The following is a 17,498-nucleotide window of genomic DNA, read 5'->3' as shown; positions in this document are numbered from 1 at the left end:
TATTTGCTGACGCAAAAGAAAAACATGGCATGAGATTTACTCATTTAAGAGGTTTGGCTAAAGTTAAGATGGAGGTCACGCTTATTTTCTCATGCATGAATTTAAAAAAGCTAGCCAATAGGCTGTGGAATAGAAGACGTAATTCTTCTCGTCTCTATACTTTTATTTGCAAAGTATATTCAAATAACCAGAAATTTACCATTAAAATTCCAAAAGGCATGTTCTCAGTCATGAGAATATGCCTTTTGTCTACAGTCTGAAGAACCATGTTTTTCATGGTTCTTTTTACTCTTCCTCTTCAAAACTATCTAAACTTGGAATTTCTTCTATGTTTCCAAAGTCAAAATGTTTTAGAAACTCATCAGTAGTAGCATATAAGTTAGGTCTTCCTACAACTTCTTTTTTTCCCGTTTCTTTAATTAGATTTTTTTCTATAAGGGTGTAAATTGCTCTATCACTTTTAACTCCCCTAATCTCTTCAATTTCTACTCTTGTAATTGGCTGTTTATAAGCAATTATAGCTAAAGTTTCTAGTGCTGCTTGAGATAAGGATTGTCTTACATTAGTTTTAAGTAATTTTTGAATATGCTCGGAGTTTTGGGGCTTAGTTACAAATTGATATTCCTTATTATTTTTTATTATTTTAATTCCCCTTACTTCATCTTCTCTATACAATTTCATTAGTTCTTTCATTAGCTTTTCTGTATAATCTACAGAACACTCTATTATAGATGCTATAGTATTTACACTTAATGGATCTCCACTAACATAAAGCAATGATTCTATGATAGAATAATACACTTTTTTATGAGACACTTCTTCTATTTCTAATTGATTATTATCATATTTACTCACTATCCTCTATCCTTTCTATGTATATATCATAAAAATTTTTTTCTTGTATAACCTTCACCGTTTTCAACTTTATCAATTCAAGCAACGCTAAAAAAGTAACAATAACCTCGGTTTTACTTTCATATTTACGAATAAGCTTTGTAAAATAAAGTTTTGAATGAGAGGATGCCAAATTCTTTAATTCTTCCATCTTATCTTCAATTTTAAAAGTTTCTATTTGAATCTTCTCTTGGAAATTTGAACCCACATTCATTTTGTTTATGTAATTATTTATTAGCTCATTATATAAATTATACAAATCCAACATTGTTATATTCTTAAGCAAATCTAATGGATTTGCTTTTTTACTACTTTTCTCTTCAATTATTTCTGGTTTTTTGCTAAATACCGCTCCTGTTTCCCTTTGTTTAGACGCTAAAAATTCAGAAGCTAATTTATATTTTTTATACTGAACTAACTTTTCAATAAGTTCCTTAGCTGCATCTTCTTCATTTTCATTTTCTTCAACTTTAGGCTTAGGTAATAAAAGCTTTGACTTAATTTCAATAAGTGTAGCAGCAATAACAATAAACTCTGAAGTTATTTCTAAATCCATTTCCTTCATATCATTTAAATATTGTAAATACTGGTTTGTTATCTCCATTATTTTTACATCATAAATATCCATTTCATTCTTTTTAATTAAATGTAATAATAGATCAAAAGGACCTTCAAAGTTAGTTATTTTAATACTTAATGCCATAAAAATACTCCTTTTTTATATTAGGCATCTTTTAAAAAATAACTAGTCATTATGCTAAATTTTACACATCATATTTTATCAAAAAAATAATGATATTAGTTCTATTAGCAGAATCTAATTTCTCATTTGATAAAAAGTATTTCTTTCATTTTAACTTTAACTAATTATTTTATTACAGTGCCTTAAGCTATATTTTACTATTCAGCGTGAACTGCTACCACTTACTTTGCTCAAATGGTAGCTTCGTGACCAATGCTCCTATTAAAGTAAGTTTACCCACGATCAAAAGGTCTAGCCAACCTCGTTATAGTAGCAAATTACGTTACTAATTTCAGTAGACTTTTACTAGCATTTACATCTCTATCATGGTGAGAACACAATTCAGGCAAGTCCATTCTCTAAGTGCTAGATTTTTACTTCTTCATTATAATAAGTTCAAAATTTATTATTTTTTAATAATATAATTGAAAAATTCCCAGACTCTGCTGAGAATTCACTGTAACAGTATATTGATTAGTATTATTAATCCTCAATTATATAAAAACACACTAATTTCTAAAATAATTTCTCTCTAGTATTATAGCATCTTTATGGCTAAAATTCATTATTAAAGTAAAAATCCTAGGTNNACCTAGGATTTTTACTTTAATATTTTAAATTGCTTTATCAAATAAGTCACAAATACTATTTTTAATATTTTTAAAGAATTCAGATTGTTTTGCTTCCCTATCACTATATAACTCTACTTTCCCTAATAACTTATCCCCTACATAAACCTCACAATGTCCTACAATGTCACCTTCTTTATAGTGCTTTCTTGTGGTATCTATAGTAGCTTTTTTCACTATTTCCTCTTCACTATTTTTCTCCATTGTTACTTTTAAATTGTCTTTAGCTTTGGCTATAAAGAAGTTATCTCCTTTTTTATTTAGAGCTACTCTTTCGATTTCTTCATCTTTTCTAACTGCATCTTTGCTTTCAAATTTGGCAAATCCATATGTCATAAGTTTACTTGCATCCGCATTTCTTATTTTATAAGTTGGAGAACCCATAATGATTGCAAGCATTCTTACATTATTTCTTACAGCTGTTGCAGAAATGCAATATTTCGCTTCCTCTGTAAATCCTGTTTTTAGTCCATCGCAGCCTTCATAGAATCTTACTAATTTATTATGGTTTACTAATTCTATTGGACTTTTACGACCTTCACTTATAGTTTCCATATAGATTGAAGAATACTTTAATATGGTAGGATGCTTTAATAATTCCATAGACATAATAGCAATATCATTTGCAGTAGTTAAATGTCCATCAGCACTTAGCCCTGTGCAGTTTCTAAAACTTGTATTTTTCATTCCTAACTCTTGTGCCCTTTTATTCATCATTTCAACAAAAGCTTCTTCTGTACCACCTATTTGTTCTGCCATTGCTACTGCAGCATCATTTCCAGAAGCAATAGCTATACCTTTTAATATCTCTTCAACAGTTCTAACTTCCCCTTCATCAAGTATCATACTGCTTCCACCCATAGATTTTACCTTAGCACTACAAACAATTTTATCATCTAATTTAAGCTTACCAGAATCTATAGCCTCCATTGCTAATAACATAGTCATAATTTTTGTAACAGATGCTGGAGCAAATTTCTCGTTAGGATTTTTTTCAAAAATCACCTTACCACTAGAAGGTTCAATTAATACTGCTGATTTAGCCTCAACCTCTACAGCATTTGTAGCTGCTTCTTTATTTATTTTATCCTCAGCTTTTACTGGAATAACTAAGAACTGGCTTAATAATGTAAAACTTAATAATAAGCTCAATAGAGTTTTTTTATTTTTTTTCATTGTTATCCTCCTTAAGTAAAAATTATCTAAACTTATTTTTACCTAAAATAAGAATATTATCACAGAATTCACTAAAATTTATATAGTATAAAAAAATATTGTGTAAAATTGATAAATTTCTAATATAACCTTAAATTATATAATAGAATTTCGCCCCTTATTTTATCTAAGCTTATTTTAAAAAATAAAGCTTTCTGCACAATACAGAAAGCTTTTTATCTATTTTATTACATCATATATTAACGGTATATTATCTTCATAATTTGAAGAGATAACATAATTACTAATTACTCCAGCTTTAGCTTTTTCTATATTACTTTCATCATTGGAATGAATATATGCTAAAACTTCATTTTCTTCAACTTTATCTCCTCTTTTTTTGTTTAAAACAATTCCTACAGCTAAATCTATTATTGACTCTTTAGTTGCTCTACCTGCACCAAGTTCCATAGCAACTATCCCTAATTTTTCAGCATGTATTTTTTCAACAACCCCAGCTTTAGGACTTAAAACTGGTATTACATATTTTGCTTTAGGAAGTTTTGAAACATCATCAATTACAGATTCATCTCCACCTTGAGCTTTAACAAATTCCTTAAACTTCTCTAAGGCTTTACCATTTTTTATTACTTCTTTAAGCATTTCTCTTGCTTCATTTTCATCTTTAGCTTTTTCTGCTAAAACTACCATATGGCTGCCTAATGTTAAACATAATTCTTCTAAATCTTTAGGACCATTGCCTTTAAGTGTATTTATAGCTTCTTCAACCTCTAATGCATTCCCTATCGCTAGACCTAACGGCTGATCCATGTCTGACAATACTGCTATAGTATTTCTATTAACAGACCTTCCTATTTTAACCATCTCAGTTCCTAATTCACGAGCATTTTCTACTGTTTTCATAAAGGCACCTTCTCCAACCTTTACATCTAAAACGATACAATCTGCTCCAGAAGCTATTTTCTTGCTCATTATACTAGATGCAATTAATGAAACATTGTCTACTGTAGCAGTAACGTCTCTTAGTGCATATAGTTTCTTATCTGCTGGTGCTAGATCAGCAGTTTGACCGCCTACAGCAATTTTAATGTTATTAACATTACTTATAAATTGTTCTTCTCTCATAGCTACTGAAAAGTTTTTGAAAGTCTCAAGTTTATCTATTGTACCACCAGTATGTCCTAAACCTCTTCCTGACATTTTAGCTACTGGAATATCAAGCGCTGCAACCATAGGTGCAAGTATTAATGTAGTTGTATCTCCTAGTCCACCAGTACTATGTTTATCAACCTTAATTCCTCTTATAGGGTTCAAATCTATGATATCTCCTGAATTAACCATAGCCATAGTTAAATCAGCAGTCTCTCTTGCATTCATTTTTTGAAAATATATTGCCATAAGCATAGCTGACATTTGATAATCTGGTATTGTTCCTTTAGTATAGTTATCTACTATAAAATTTATCTCTTCCGTACTTAATTCCTCATTATTTCTCTTTTTTAATATTAAATCGTACATTCTCATAGTATATTATTTCTATCGTGCACAATAAAATTTTATGCAGAGTAGAAATATTCCACCCCCTTAAGTTATATGTTCTTTATTATTTCCTTTACTAAGGATATAAAATTGCTCATTGCTCTCTAAAGTTTTTTAGTTAAGCATTTCCTTCAGTATAAAGGAAGTGCTTAACTAATTTAAATTACATTCTTGATATTATTTCTTTAACTAATTTAATAAATTGTGATTTTACTTTAGCAGAAGTTTCTATTACTTCCTCATGATTTAATGGCTGATCTAATATTCCTGCTGCCATATTTGTTATACATGATATTCCTAAAGTTTTTATTCCACAATGACTAGCAGCAATAGCTTCTGGAACTGTTGACATTCCAACTGCATCAGCTCCTAAAATTCTAGCCATTCTTACTTCTGATGGAGTTTCGTAAGTTGGGCCTGAGAACATCATATATACTCCTTCTTGTAATTTTAAGTTTAGGTCACTACTAACTTCATGAGCTAACTTAACATATTCTTTTGAATATGCTTCTGACATATCAGGGAATCTTGGTCCAATTTTGTCATCATTTTTTCCGATTAATGGACTATTTCCACAGAAATTAATATGATCATTAATAATCATTAGATCTCCTGGTACAAATGAAGTATTTACTCCACCAGCAGCATTTGTAACTATTAATGATTTAACTCCTAAATTTTTCATTATGTATATAGGTAATGTTAAAGTGCTTATATCATATCCTTCATAATAATGGAATCTACCTTGCATCATTATAACATTTTTACCATTAAGCTTTCCAACTACAAATTGTCCTGCATGACCTTGTACTGTAGATACTGGTAAATTAGGTACTTCAGAGTACTTTATTACAGTTCTTTCCTCTACTGTATCTGCCATATCACCAAGTCCTGAACCTAATATTACTCCAATTTCAGGCTGAAAATTTAATTTACTTTTAATGTAGTCCACACTTTCCATAACTATTTTAATATCCATATTAATTCCTCCTAATTCGTTAATAGGCCTTTAAAGCTTTCACCTTTAAGTTCATTTTCTATATCTAATAAATCAAGTACAGTTTTTCCTATATCACAAAAGCTTTTTCTTGTACCTAAATTTACATTTTGCTTTATTTGTCTGCCATAAACTAATACTGGTATGTATTCTCTTGAATGATCTGTACCCTTAGCGGTAGGATCACATCCATGGTCAGCTGTTATTATAATCACATCATCTTCACCTAAGTTTGCTAATATTTCTGGTAACCTATTGTCAAACTCTATTAATGCACTAGCATAACCTTCTACATCATTTCTATGACCATATTTCATATCGAAATCAACCAAATTTGTGAATATTAACCCACATTCTTCAGTTTTCATATAATCTATAGTTTTATCTACACCGTCCATATTATCTTTTATATGAACTGAATGCGTAACACCTCTTTTATTAAATATATCCTCTATTTTACCTACAGCCATTACACTTTTATTATTTTCTTTAATATAGTCTAGAATAGTTTTATCAAACGGGTCTAATGCATAATCGTGTCTATTAGACGTTCTTTTAAACTCGTCTTTTTTATTTCCTAAAAATGGTCTTGCTATAACTCTTCCTACCATTTTATCATCTACAAGCATTTCTCTTGCAATTTTACACATATTATAAAGCTCTTGTAATGGAATTATTTCTTCATGTGCTGCAATTTGAAATACACTATCTGCTGAAGTATAAACTATAGGATCTCCTGTTTTAATATGTTCTTCTCCAAGTTCTTCAATAATCGCTGTACCTGAAGCAACTTTATTTCCTAACACTTTTCTCCCAATTCTACTTTCAAATTCTTCTATAATCTCTTTCGGAAAGCCTTTAGGATAAGTTTTCAATGGTTTTTCTAACACAACGCCACTTAATTCCCAATGTCCTGTAATTGTGTCTTTACCTTTAGAAAGTTCCATACATCTGCCGTAAGCACCTTCTACATTATTACAAGCCTTAATATTTTTTATTTCATCTATATGTCCTAATCCTAAGTTTTCCATGTTAGGCAATGAAAATTCATTTATAGATTTGGCTATATTACCTAATGTATTGCTTCCTTCATCACCATATTCCTTTGCATCAGGAAGCTCTCCTATGCCAACACTATCCAGTACTATAAGTACAACTTTTTTTGTCATCTAATCCTAACTCCTTTCAGTTTATCAATATTACTATGCTCTCGGATGGGATTTTCTATAAATCTCTTCAATCTTATTTTTTCTAGAAATAAATGAGTAAATTTGGGTAGCACTCATATTATTATGACCTAATAATTCCTGAACAGATTTAATATCTGCGCCATTTTGTAATAAGTGAACTGCAAAGGAATGCCTCAAAGTATAGGAATTCATATATTTATTTATATTTGCCTCTTTAGAGTAATATTTAATTATTTTCCAAAAACCTTGTCTACTCATCTTATTACCTTTAATATTTAAAAATAATAAATCAAAGTTATATTTATTAAACTGATCACGTACTTCTAAATATTGACTAAGATATTTACACGCAGTTCTGCCCAAAGGAATTATTCGTTCATCTCCATCTTTGCTCCTAATTTTAATATAGAGAAGCTTTAAATTTATATCATAGATTGTTAATCCCAATAATTCACTTACTTTTATCCCAGTAGCATACATAACTTCTAACATAGCTTTATCTCTTATACCTTTAGCAGTAGATAAATCTGGCTGTAATAAAAACTTATCTACTTCTTCTACTGTTAAAATTTTAGGTATTTCTTTTTTATTTTTAGGAAGCTCATAAGCTAAAGTTGGATCCTCATCTACTATTTTATTTATAAGTAGGTATTTGTAAAAATTTCTTATTGAAATAATATTACGAATAACTGAAGTATTAGCTTTCCCTTCCTTTTGTAACTTTTGTGCATAAAGAATGATTACATCAGTAGTTATAGTATTTAACTCTTCATCTCTACACTTCAAAAAATCAATGAAATTGGTTAAATCTCTTTTATATGCATCAATTGTATTGTAAGATAAATTTTTAAATTGTAAATGCTCAATATATTTTCTTAATAATTCATTCATATAAAACTCCATAAAATCTAAAAATTCATAAAAAGTTTAAAGATATGAATGTAATTATATAACAGCTCACGTTGTTTATCAATAGATTTACAAACTAAAATGCTATTTTCATATATTGTTGATCCCTTAGTTACCAAATGAAGTGTATAATCTAATATATTTGGTAATATTATGCCCATAAAAATTATGATGATTAAAGTTCTAAGGTATAATATCAGAAAATCCCTTAATTCTTTATTCATAAAATTATACTCCTATATTTATAACATTAACTTAATTAGAAAAGGACTTATGAAAGTTTCAAAAAGTATACCTACGAAGGTAATTAATCCACAGCATAAAAGAGTAGCTGAATAATTTAAAGTGTTTAATTTTAAATTTATATTTTTATAGTGAACTTTGCTTTTAATTTTAGAAAAAGAATATTTAATTCCTAAAACCGATGCAAAAATAATACATGGAATATAAATAAAATTTTGTGGAAGAACTCCTAAGAATGATAACAAAGCTCCTTTACTACTTAATTTTGATATAAAAAAGCTAAAAGTAAAACCTATTGTAAATCCTTTAAAGATATTTAGTATTAATATTATTGGAATACCTATAGCTGTTAATCCTAAAGCCCAATAGGCAAAGATGATAAAAATATTATTTTTCACACCTTGAATGAATATTGATTTATAGCTTGTACTTTTTATTAAATAACTATCAGATATTACTGTTATATAATTTACAATTGAATCTTTTTCTACAACTGTTAATTTTTTAACTCCGTATATCCCTAAAACAATACCTACACAAAGACAAAGTATTGCAATAAAATATAAGATTAAGTCTTCATCTAATTGCCTGCTAAATCCTTCTGATAAAGTTCTTAAAGACATTCTAACTTCCTCCTAACTACATAAAGTTAATTAATATTTATGTAGTTAGATAAAGTTATATGCCATTAAAATGATTATAAAAAGCTTAATGCTGCGATAGTCTTACCGTCAATTATTTCTCCACTTTTAATCATTTCTTTTATTTCTTCTATTTTATATTCATGTAGATTTATAAACTCATCTTCATCTCCACCTATATTTCCTTCATATAGACTTGTTGCTTTAAATATGTGAATATACTCATCACTAAAGCCCGGAGTAGTTGCTATTTTCCCTAAGTATTTTAGTTCTTTTGACTTATATCCTGTTTCTTCTTCTAATTCTCTAATAGCACATAGCTCTGGATTTTCTCCAGCTTCTAATTTACCTGCTGGTATTTCTAATATTGACATATTTAATGGTTTTCTAAATTGTTCTACTAATACTAACGTATCTTCATCTTTAAAAGCCAATATAGCCACTGCTCCAGGATGTTCTACAATTTCTCTTTTACTAGTCTTACCATCAGGAAGTTCTACCTCTTCTATCTTTAAATTTAAGATCTTTCCTTTATATATATATTCTTTATTAATGGTTTTCTCGTAAAGCTTCATAAAATACCTCCTAAAAAGTTCAAACCTATGTAATACTTAATTATATACATAGGCTGATAAATTTATTTTTAATTCAAACTTACTATATTTAAATCACTGAATATTTCTTTAAAGCCTCCCTATTAATCAGGCTAAAAATTCCAGTTTATTGACTTTATTATATAATACTTTATCCAGAAAAATCAACGACATTTAGTTCTAGTTTATTATTTTCCATATTGAGATTCTCATATTATTCTTTAAATTCATATTTAGAACACCGTCTAACTATGAATTATACTCTATTAATCTAGACAAAAAAGAAAACCTCTTATTGGCACAAATATCTATATGAATCAATAAGAGGTTTCGCAGAATATTCCATTTTAATCGACTTAATAAAACATATCAGTTGATGTATGGTCATAACATTTTTTTCTATGCAATTTTCCCAATTTTAGTAATGTCGACCTATTATATTCTATTAGCCACCCTATTTTTTAATCTTAATTTATCTACAGCCATTGCAATAAATTCCGAATTTGTAGGTTTACCGTTATCATTATGAATAGTATATCCAAATATTTTTTTATGGCATCTACTTGATTAATACCAACGGTTTGCTAACTTTAAACCGTTATATTATTTGTAAATTTCTAAAAACACATACCAATAAATTTTTCATTCATTTATAGGACTGCTTTAAATTGCTTTATACATCTATTATTTAAAAGAATCAAATATATTTAAGAAATTCCTACATATTATATATAGTTTTGTTCGACATCTTATTTTATAACATCCATAAATAGAATGTAGATAAAAAATATTTAGATTCTTAATACATCCTATGTTATGGTTCAGCTTGAAGCCGCTAAACATCAAAAAGAGATAGCAATCAAATTTAAATACATCTCATGTTAAGGTTAATAATCTATATTGCTTATTCTACAACTTATTTAAGTTTTGCTTTTATTTAACGAGCTATTTTATTTAACACCTTTATCTTCGTATGAATACATTTGCACAACTGGTTTATTATGTTATAATTGTAACATATTTGTAAATAAGTATAATAATTAAATTAAGGAGGATTTATATGAAAAAATTATCAATAGCGCCAATTGTAATGACAGTATTATTGTTAAATACTACTTCTGTATCAGCTACTCCATGTGGTTGTGACCATAATACGTGCACTTTAACTGGTGGAAATTCTTATAATATTAAAGTTCCGCATCCTATTAAATATACGATTAATGGGACTATCTATTCTGCTGAATGTGATGCCTATGAGACACATTGGTATTCAACCTATAACTGCTCAAAGTGTGGATCTACCAATACCCAGAGTGGAGTTAGATATGTTCATCCTAGTCAATACTGCCCTCAGAGAACCTAAAATATGATCACTAATAAAAGGTGAGTTAATCATAAATTATATTTTCAACAAAAGTATAGAATATAACCACAGGCAATATATGCATTAATATATTGCCTGTTCTAATTTATATTCTATAACAATTTTACAGCATTTTTAAAAGTTCCAAATCTATTATTTCCTACAACTGTACTATTTTCTTTAACTTTGATACTAAGATAGCTGAAAATACATCAGCATCTCCTAAGTAAGTAACTATTTTCTCTATATCATACTCCCCCTTATTTACTTCTATATTATTAGATATAGTTTTACATGTAACACCTTCTGTAATTGCATCCGCTATTCTTTCCGCATCATATTTATCCATATCCTCTCTATTGTCGCAAAAACAACATTTTATTAACACTGCTTTAGCTCTTGCATTTCTTATTACATATAAATTACTATCATCTTTTATTCCTCTATGGACATATCCAAGCCCTACTAAATTATTTAATACTCTAGTAGCTTCTTGCAATTGTCCACCACCCCATATAAATACTTCAGTTCCATATGTCTGTCCATTGAAACAATTAAAATGTATACTAACAAATAATGTATATCCTAATCCTTGACTGATCGCTACTTTTATTATCTCTTCTTCCATATTCTCACCTCTTATTCTAGTTTACTTCAAATGTAATAATCATAATTATAATTATGTAGTCTAATTTAAATAATTATGTGTAATCCAAATAGTTTAAAAGGCCTTATTGCCTTTATTACTTCAAATGCAAAAAGACTACTTCAAAAGTAGCGTAAATGATTATTAAATAAAATTGTTTTAATCTTTATAATAAAAGATATATCCTTCTCTACTATTGCCCGTTGAAATTATCTGAACATTATCTATAATACATTTATCATTTTTAATACTGTTAATTTGCAACTCTAATTCTTTTCTAAAGCTCTCATCACTCTCAATTATATATTTATTTTTGTTTTCCCTAACTAATTTTACACATATATCTTTTTGATTGTCTAAAGAAGAATTTATAGACATAACTAATGTATCTATTAATGCTATAGATGTAATTCCTGATGCTATAATAGTCCATATTCCAATAGTTTTATCATCTATTGTATTGCCAATTATACCTGCAGTTATTCCAATAGCTATAACTATCACTAAAATTAAACATACAATATTGTAAAATGTTTTTTTAGATTTTAATCTGTTGCTTTTAAACATTATTAATCCTCCGTTACTACATTGTTAAAATATATTTGTTTAAAAACTATTAGACAAAAAAGTGTAAAATCCTTTTAAAAATGCATTTTAAAATAAAATTTCTCTCTTTTCTTCTTCTATTAATTTTACGTATTCCTTAATAATATCTTCTTTTTCTCTTTGTTCTACTTCCACTCTAGCTGTTATTGCTCTTACAAATATGAATTTTTTATACTCTGCCATTCCTATATTACTATACCTTCCTTTATACTTGTCCTTAACTTTATCACGTACCTTTATCCATTCATCGCTAATATAAAATGCTTACTCTTTCTTATCCTTTCTATTCCTTTTATACTCTTTATAACTTTCTTTATTTTTCTGTTCAACTTTCTTATTACATTCCTTACAATATTTTTCTGTATAATCTACTATCTTTCCACATCTACATAATTTTTTAAGGCTAGTAACAATCACCTACCTTTACATTCAAGTAATCTATCTTCTAACACCTTCTTTTATGCATTTAAAAAGACACCCATATAAATGAATGCCCTATATATTATCATTTTTCTATCTTAATTTAATTCACTACTAATCTTTTTTTGAGTTAGCAATCTCAGTAGATGACTTATGATATACATAATTAAGAATATAAATAATTCCACCTGCTATACATCCTATAATAAATTGTCTCATAATTTATTCACCTCCTCCTATGTGTTTATCTCCACATTTTAGGAGATTTTCCTTCTCTTTATAACAATTTTTTCTATTTGATAGCTACATTTATTCTTTATCTCTTAATATTTTCTGCAATCTTAGCATCTAATTCAGATACTGCTTTATTTGCTAATGTAAATACTATTGTATATAATATCCTGCAATAATCATCTATAGTTAAATCTAATTTATGTTTACGTTGGTATCTTCTAAGCCATAATAACTTTTGTTCTTTTTTAGTTAGCTTCATACCTATTACCTACTTTACAAATAAAAATAGCACCTAGTTTTCTAGATGTTCTAATAACTGAGAAATGATTAAGATATTTCTTCGAATTTCTTTATCAAGTTTTAGATTATTTATTGGAATAATAGCCACCTACCTTCACATCTACGTAATCTACCTTCTCACCTCACTTGCTTTTAAGTATTTAAAAAAGACACCCATATAAATGAGTGCCCTACTTATTATTTAGTTCTTTCAGATTTTTATCTATACTATCTAGCTTCTTTAATATCAACCAATTTTGTTTAACTAATGCTTCTAATCCTATATCCTCTATATATTCATTCATTTCCATTTCTTTTCTTTTCTTTCTTGCTTTTCTTGTCGAGTCTCCCCAGAAAATAATCCCATAACTCTCTCTCCTCATACGCTTTTTGACTACATTATAACACCAAGCACATAATTATATAAATATTATATTTAAGTATAATATTTATATAATTATCTTCTGTTTTGGTGTTAGCTTAACAATACCATTTCATTTTATGCATTAAAAAAACACTCTATTGAGTACCTAACATTCTTCCTTTTAATTTAGATGTTTTTAAATTGCCTTTTATTCATAATACAATTAATAAAGTAGCACCTAGATTATCCTAAGTGCTATAAAAAGGGGTCTAAAAAGGCACCTACATAAATAAGCGCTTTAATAAATATTATTTTATCTTTTTAAATTCGTTAATAAATTGGAATTTGTATTAATGATTTATAAAGGATAAACTTTTTTGCAATTTTCCAATTCATCGCAGTCTGATTTAGAAATATATATTTCTGCTGATTTTGATAAATTATTTTCTAAAAATATTTCCTTTTTAAGTATATCAATTTGTTCTGATAGCTTTTATAAGCGTTTTTAACCTTGTTTACAGCCTTGTCTACTTGTTGTAATATCTTTTACCTAAGATTGTATAGACATTGCTTATAGACCCTCTACGACGTTTTTGGATAAGGCTGGTTAGGAAATCAATCATCCTTATCTCCGTAGCACATACTTTGAAGTAAGCAATACAATCTAAAAGCACCATTACTCAAGTTAGAGGTAATTGCATCATTTCATTACGTAATTGATGATGACGTATATCTATACCAATTCTTCTTCCATATTCTTTTAATTTCTTTTCAAAAGTTCTAATAAGTACAGGACTTACTTTACTAGTGCAAAATACATACTTACTTTCTATATATCTATCTTTATATTACAACCGTCTTCTTAATTCTCTATGCATTATTTGACTAAAATAAACATATCGATCCCTTTTTCCTTTGTATTTTCCGCTGGAGGCAAAATACTTCTATAATTTAAATTTATATCTTCTACTTTGATTTCTAAACATTCTCCAACCTGCATTCCAGTATCTAAAATGATTTGAATACAAATATAGTCAGAGTACTCATGAAATTTTGTTGTGTCTATATGTCTTAGTAAATTAGCAAACTGCTCATCAGTTATAAAATCTTTTACTTTTCTGCCCTTTTTAAAAGGTTTGATATTCTTTACTATATCTTTTTTAATATAATTTTGTTCTTTTAAAAAATTAAAAAATACTTTTATATTCCTAATATAGTTATTTACAGTTGTATAGAAATTTTTTTATTATAATCTTTTCTTCTATGTGGAGCATTAATTTTTAAGGTGCTTTCATTTATTGCAATTGTCTATTTTCCTCGCTCTTTAATATAGCTAATATATTCTCGCAATATTTTTTCAGTTACTTTTGTTACATCTGTTATTTGTAATTCCTCATTTAAATACTTAGAAAATAATCTTAAAGTTTGTTCATAACTCATCATAGTTTTTTGATTCAGAATAAATCATAAACTCGTCAATTGAAAAATTAATATTTTTCATAAAAATAGACCTCCTCCATTTATCCTATAAACGAAGAAAGCCTATTGAATTATTTTTAGAAATTAATACACTTATTTCACAAATTTAATTTTTTTCATAAAAAGCGAATCAACCATAAACCCTTGATATTGTTCTATTATCCCACCCTATTTTTTAATCTTAATTTATCTGCAACCATTGCAATAAATTCCGAATTTGTAGGTTTACCTTTATCATTATGAATAGTATATCCAAATAATTTATTTATGGTATCTACTTGACCTCTGCTCCAAGCTACTTCTATCGCATGTCTTATTGCTCTTTCAACTCTGCTAGCAGTAGTATTATATTTCTTAGCTATAGTTGGATATAATTCCTTAGTAACTGCAGATAAAAATTCAATATCATTCACGACTAATGTAATAGCCTCTCTTAGATACATATATCCTTTAATATGAGCAGGAACACCTATTTCGTGAATTATATTAGTAATTTCCGCCTCTAAATTCATAGGTTCGTTTTGTGTAGCTTTTACTTCTGGTGTATCTACTACTACTGGTTTTTTAGTATCGTCACTAGTTATTGTATTATTAAACATTTGTCTAATTCTCTTTGTAAATACATCCATATCAAATGGTTTCACTACATAATAGTCTGCTCCCAATGTTATTGCTCTTTGAGTTATTTTATCTTGTCCTACTGCAGATAGAACAATTATTCTTGGCATAGGATCTAAATTCATACTATTTAATTTTTCAAGTACTCCAAGTCCATCTAAATGCGGCATAATTATATCTAAAACAACTAATTCAGGTTTCTTTTCCTGTATTAATTTTAAAGCTTCTATACCATCCTTTGCAATGGCGACAACATTTATATCTCTTTGGCTCAATAAATAATCATTAAGAATATTACAAAATTCCTTATTATCATCTGCTATAAGTACACTGATACTAGTTTGTTCCATATTATTATACTCCCCTTTTTCTATAAATTGCCATATACTAACAATTTATAATTTCGACAAAACTAAAACAATTCCTTCTTTAAAAATTATAAAAAATAAAAATGTGAATAATTGCTAAAAATAATAAAATGTATAAAATAATACTACTCTTATACATTTTATTATTTTTTATACATAAAATCTACCTATTTTGTTAAAATTCCCGCATCATTTAGCATCCAATCTATATAAATTCCATATCCCGTATCTGGTTTATTAATTAAAACATGAGTAACAGCACCGATTATTTTTCCATTTTGTATTATAGGACTTCCACTCATACCCTGTACTATACCACCTGTTTTCTCTAAGAACTCTTTATCTGTTATTTTTATAATCATACTTTTCGACCCTGGTTCCTTTTGAGGTAAAAGCTTTTCAATTTCTATATTATAAAATTTTGGTTCGCTTCCCTCTACTGTAGTTAATATTTGAGCTTTACCTATTTTTATCTCATCTCTAGATGCTACAGGTAATGGAGTAGAATAACTGTTGTTTATTAGACCGATATTTCCTTCTCCAAACACTCCACATTCAGTATTATTAGATATATTTCCAAGGCACTTTTCTTCATCAACGAATATTCCTCTAAGTTCTCCTGGATTTCCTTTTGTTCCTTTTCTTACTGATACGATATTAGAAGAAACTACTTCTCCATTTAATATATTCATTATACTACCTGTATCAACATCCGTTATTGGATGCCCTAGTGCTCCAAATTTTCCTGTATTATTATCATAAAAAGTTAACGTACCGACACCAGCAGTTGAATCTCTTACCCAAAGTCCAATTTTATATTTACCATCGTTCGCACTTAAAACAGGTTTCACTGCTATATCTAACGTTTCATCTTTTCTAGAAACTGTAATAGTAATTTCATCACCATTACATCTGTTTACATAAGTAGATACATCTTCAGAACTCTTTATATCTACTTCATTTATTTTTATTATACTATCTCCAATTTGTATTCCCGCTTTTGCTCCTGGACTAACAATTCCATCTTTTGTTTCAATATCAGACAGAGCAATTATTAAAGCACCTTTAGTATTAAGCTTTATTCCTATAGGCTGACCTCCCGGACATAGTTTTATTTCGGAAGCTTTAGCATATGTGCTTTGAGTTAATAATATATCCTTATTACTAAAATCGTTAATGTTGTTGCTTTGTATATTATTTAGGTCATGATCTTTAATATAGGATGCTTCTATATGCCTATTTTCTTCTTTTAATGTATTATGAAAAATATATTCATTAAAAGAACCATAATTGCTTATAGTTAGTGATAAGAAAATTGATATAAAAAAGCCCCATAAACCATTACATCTCTTCATAATGCTATACCTCCTTTTCAAGTCTGTACTCTTAAATTGCCCTGTTTTAATACTTATTATGTTGAGAGGATATTTCTTTAAAAGTTAAAATTGATGTGATATTACTATTATTTAGAAAGGTTAATAAAAAGATCTTTAATAACTGCTTATCTTTCGATTACTATGAAAAGGTAGGAAATTATATATTAAAAAATTTCCTACCTTTTCATAGTA

21 protein-coding genes and 1 pseudogene are annotated in these 17,498 nt (G+C 27.9%); 2 read left to right on the top strand and 20 right to left on the bottom strand.

All coding sequences use genetic code 11. The features are described from left to right. The coding region (locus tag B2W91_RS08615; RefSeq protein WP_291580064.1) for a transposase at window positions 1-260 on the top strand (260 nt) is incomplete at its 5' end. Between the two features lie 25 nt (window positions 261-285). Here B2W91_RS08615 and scpB read toward each other — a convergent pair. The 11 genes and pseudogenes from scpB to B2W91_RS08560 all read right to left on the bottom strand — a co-directional run. Continuing rightward, window positions 286-855, bottom strand: coding sequence for an SMC-Scp complex subunit ScpB (gene scpB, locus B2W91_RS08610; RefSeq protein ID WP_291580062.1), 570 nt, complete (start codon window positions 853-855; stop codon window positions 286-288). Continuing rightward, window positions 848-1,597: a segregation/condensation protein A gene (locus B2W91_RS08605; protein WP_291580060.1), complete on the bottom strand. Its 750-nt coding sequence runs from the start codon at window positions 1,595-1,597 to the stop codon at window positions 848-850. The genes scpB and B2W91_RS08605 overlap by 8 nt, the downstream gene beginning before the upstream one ends. A 653-nt stretch (window positions 1,598-2,250) precedes the next feature. Beyond that, the gene (locus tag B2W91_RS08600; RefSeq protein WP_291580058.1) at window positions 2,251-3,441 is read right to left on the bottom strand and encodes a D-alanyl-D-alanine carboxypeptidase family protein; all 1,191 of its coding nucleotides are present in this window, start codon (window positions 3,439-3,441) and stop codon (window positions 2,251-2,253) included. A 219-nt stretch (window positions 3,442-3,660) separates the two neighbouring features. Beyond that, on the bottom strand, window positions 3,661-4,965 hold the full coding sequence (locus B2W91_RS08595; RefSeq protein ID WP_291580055.1) for a pyrimidine-nucleoside phosphorylase: 1,305 nt from the start codon (window positions 4,963-4,965) through the stop codon (window positions 3,661-3,663). Window positions 4,966-5,143: 178 nt separating this feature from the next. After that, window positions 5,144-5,959 carry a purine-nucleoside phosphorylase gene (locus B2W91_RS08590; protein ID WP_291580054.1) on the bottom strand — a complete coding sequence of 272 codons (816 nt, stop codon included), beginning with the start codon at window positions 5,957-5,959 and terminating at the stop codon, window positions 5,144-5,146. 11 nt (window positions 5,960-5,970) lie between these two features. Further along, the gene (locus B2W91_RS08585) at window positions 5,971-7,146 is read right to left on the bottom strand and encodes a phosphopentomutase (RefSeq protein WP_291580052.1); all 1,176 of its coding nucleotides are present in this window, start codon (window positions 7,144-7,146) and stop codon (window positions 5,971-5,973) included. 33 nt (window positions 7,147-7,179) lie between these two features. Further along, the gene (gene xerD, locus B2W91_RS08580; protein WP_291580050.1) at window positions 7,180-8,058 is read right to left on the bottom strand and encodes a site-specific tyrosine recombinase XerD; all 879 of its coding nucleotides are present in this window, start codon (window positions 8,056-8,058) and stop codon (window positions 7,180-7,182) included. 17 nt (window positions 8,059-8,075) lie between these two features. Further along, complete coding sequence (locus B2W91_RS08575; protein WP_291580049.1) at window positions 8,076-8,300, bottom strand: hypothetical protein; 225 nt, start codon at window positions 8,298-8,300, stop codon at window positions 8,076-8,078. A gap of 18 nt (window positions 8,301-8,318) precedes the next feature. Next, window positions 8,319-8,942, bottom strand: coding sequence for a stage II sporulation protein M (gene spoIIM, locus B2W91_RS08570; protein ID WP_291580048.1), 624 nt, complete (start codon window positions 8,940-8,942; stop codon window positions 8,319-8,321). A 74-nt stretch (window positions 8,943-9,016) separates the two neighbouring features. Continuing rightward, window positions 9,017-9,535, bottom strand: a complete 519-nt coding sequence (locus tag B2W91_RS08565; protein WP_291580047.1) for an NUDIX hydrolase — start codon at window positions 9,533-9,535, stop codon at window positions 9,017-9,019. A 453-nt stretch (window positions 9,536-9,988) separates the two neighbouring features. Beyond that, window positions 9,989-10,102: pseudogene (locus B2W91_RS08560) on the bottom strand (sporulation initiation factor Spo0A C-terminal domain-containing protein); the annotation flags it as partial. A 511-nt stretch (window positions 10,103-10,613) separates the two neighbouring features. On the opposite strand from B2W91_RS08560, the gene B2W91_RS08555 reads away from it, so the two are divergent. After that, complete coding sequence (locus tag B2W91_RS08555) at window positions 10,614-10,916, top strand: hypothetical protein (protein ID WP_291580046.1); 303 nt, start codon at window positions 10,614-10,616, stop codon at window positions 10,914-10,916. Window positions 10,917-11,076: 160 nt separating this feature from the next. On the opposite strand, the gene B2W91_RS08550 is transcribed toward B2W91_RS08555, so the two are convergent. The 9 genes from B2W91_RS08550 to spoIVB form a co-directional block, all read right to left on the bottom strand. Next, window positions 11,077-11,544 (bottom strand): N-acetylmuramoyl-L-alanine amidase, encoded by a 468-nt coding sequence (locus tag B2W91_RS08550; protein WP_291580045.1) that lies wholly within the window; start codon window positions 11,542-11,544, stop codon window positions 11,077-11,079. A 177-nt stretch (window positions 11,545-11,721) separates the two neighbouring features. After that, the gene (locus B2W91_RS08545; RefSeq protein WP_291580044.1) at window positions 11,722-12,129 is read right to left on the bottom strand and encodes a hypothetical protein; all 408 of its coding nucleotides are present in this window, start codon (window positions 12,127-12,129) and stop codon (window positions 11,722-11,724) included. Window positions 12,130-12,216: 87 nt separating this feature from the next. Then, window positions 12,217-12,351, bottom strand: a complete 135-nt coding sequence (locus tag B2W91_RS08540; protein ID WP_291580042.1) for a hypothetical protein — start codon at window positions 12,349-12,351, stop codon at window positions 12,217-12,219. A 553-nt stretch (window positions 12,352-12,904) separates the two neighbouring features. Continuing rightward, complete coding sequence (locus B2W91_RS08535; RefSeq protein ID WP_291580040.1) at window positions 12,905-13,081, bottom strand: hypothetical protein; 177 nt, start codon at window positions 13,079-13,081, stop codon at window positions 12,905-12,907. A 211-nt stretch (window positions 13,082-13,292) separates the two neighbouring features. Continuing rightward, window positions 13,293-13,484 (bottom strand): hypothetical protein, encoded by a 192-nt coding sequence (locus B2W91_RS08530; RefSeq protein ID WP_291580038.1) that lies wholly within the window; start codon window positions 13,482-13,484, stop codon window positions 13,293-13,295. A gap of 858 nt (window positions 13,485-14,342) precedes the next feature. Then, window positions 14,343-14,531, bottom strand: coding sequence for a hypothetical protein (locus tag B2W91_RS08525; RefSeq protein WP_291580066.1), 189 nt, complete (start codon window positions 14,529-14,531; stop codon window positions 14,343-14,345). Window positions 14,532-14,773: 242 nt separating this feature from the next. After that, window positions 14,774-14,905 carry a hypothetical protein gene (locus tag B2W91_RS08520; RefSeq protein WP_291580065.1) on the bottom strand — a complete coding sequence of 44 codons (132 nt, stop codon included), beginning with the start codon at window positions 14,903-14,905 and terminating at the stop codon, window positions 14,774-14,776. A gap of 197 nt (window positions 14,906-15,102) precedes the next feature. Next, complete coding sequence (gene spo0A / locus B2W91_RS08515; protein WP_291580036.1) at window positions 15,103-15,912, bottom strand: sporulation transcription factor Spo0A; 810 nt, start codon at window positions 15,910-15,912, stop codon at window positions 15,103-15,105. Window positions 15,913-16,097: 185 nt separating this feature from the next. After that, window positions 16,098-17,285 (bottom strand): SpoIVB peptidase, encoded by a 1,188-nt coding sequence (gene spoIVB, locus B2W91_RS08510; protein ID WP_291580035.1) that lies wholly within the window; start codon window positions 17,283-17,285, stop codon window positions 16,098-16,100. Window positions 17,286-17,498: the final 213 nt, after the last annotated feature.

This window comes from Clostridium sp. UBA6640 (assembly GCF_002455975.1).
Lineage (GTDB): Bacteria > Bacillota > Clostridia > Clostridiales > Clostridiaceae > Clostridium_J.
This window is presented reverse-complemented; position numbering and strand designations above follow the sequence as displayed.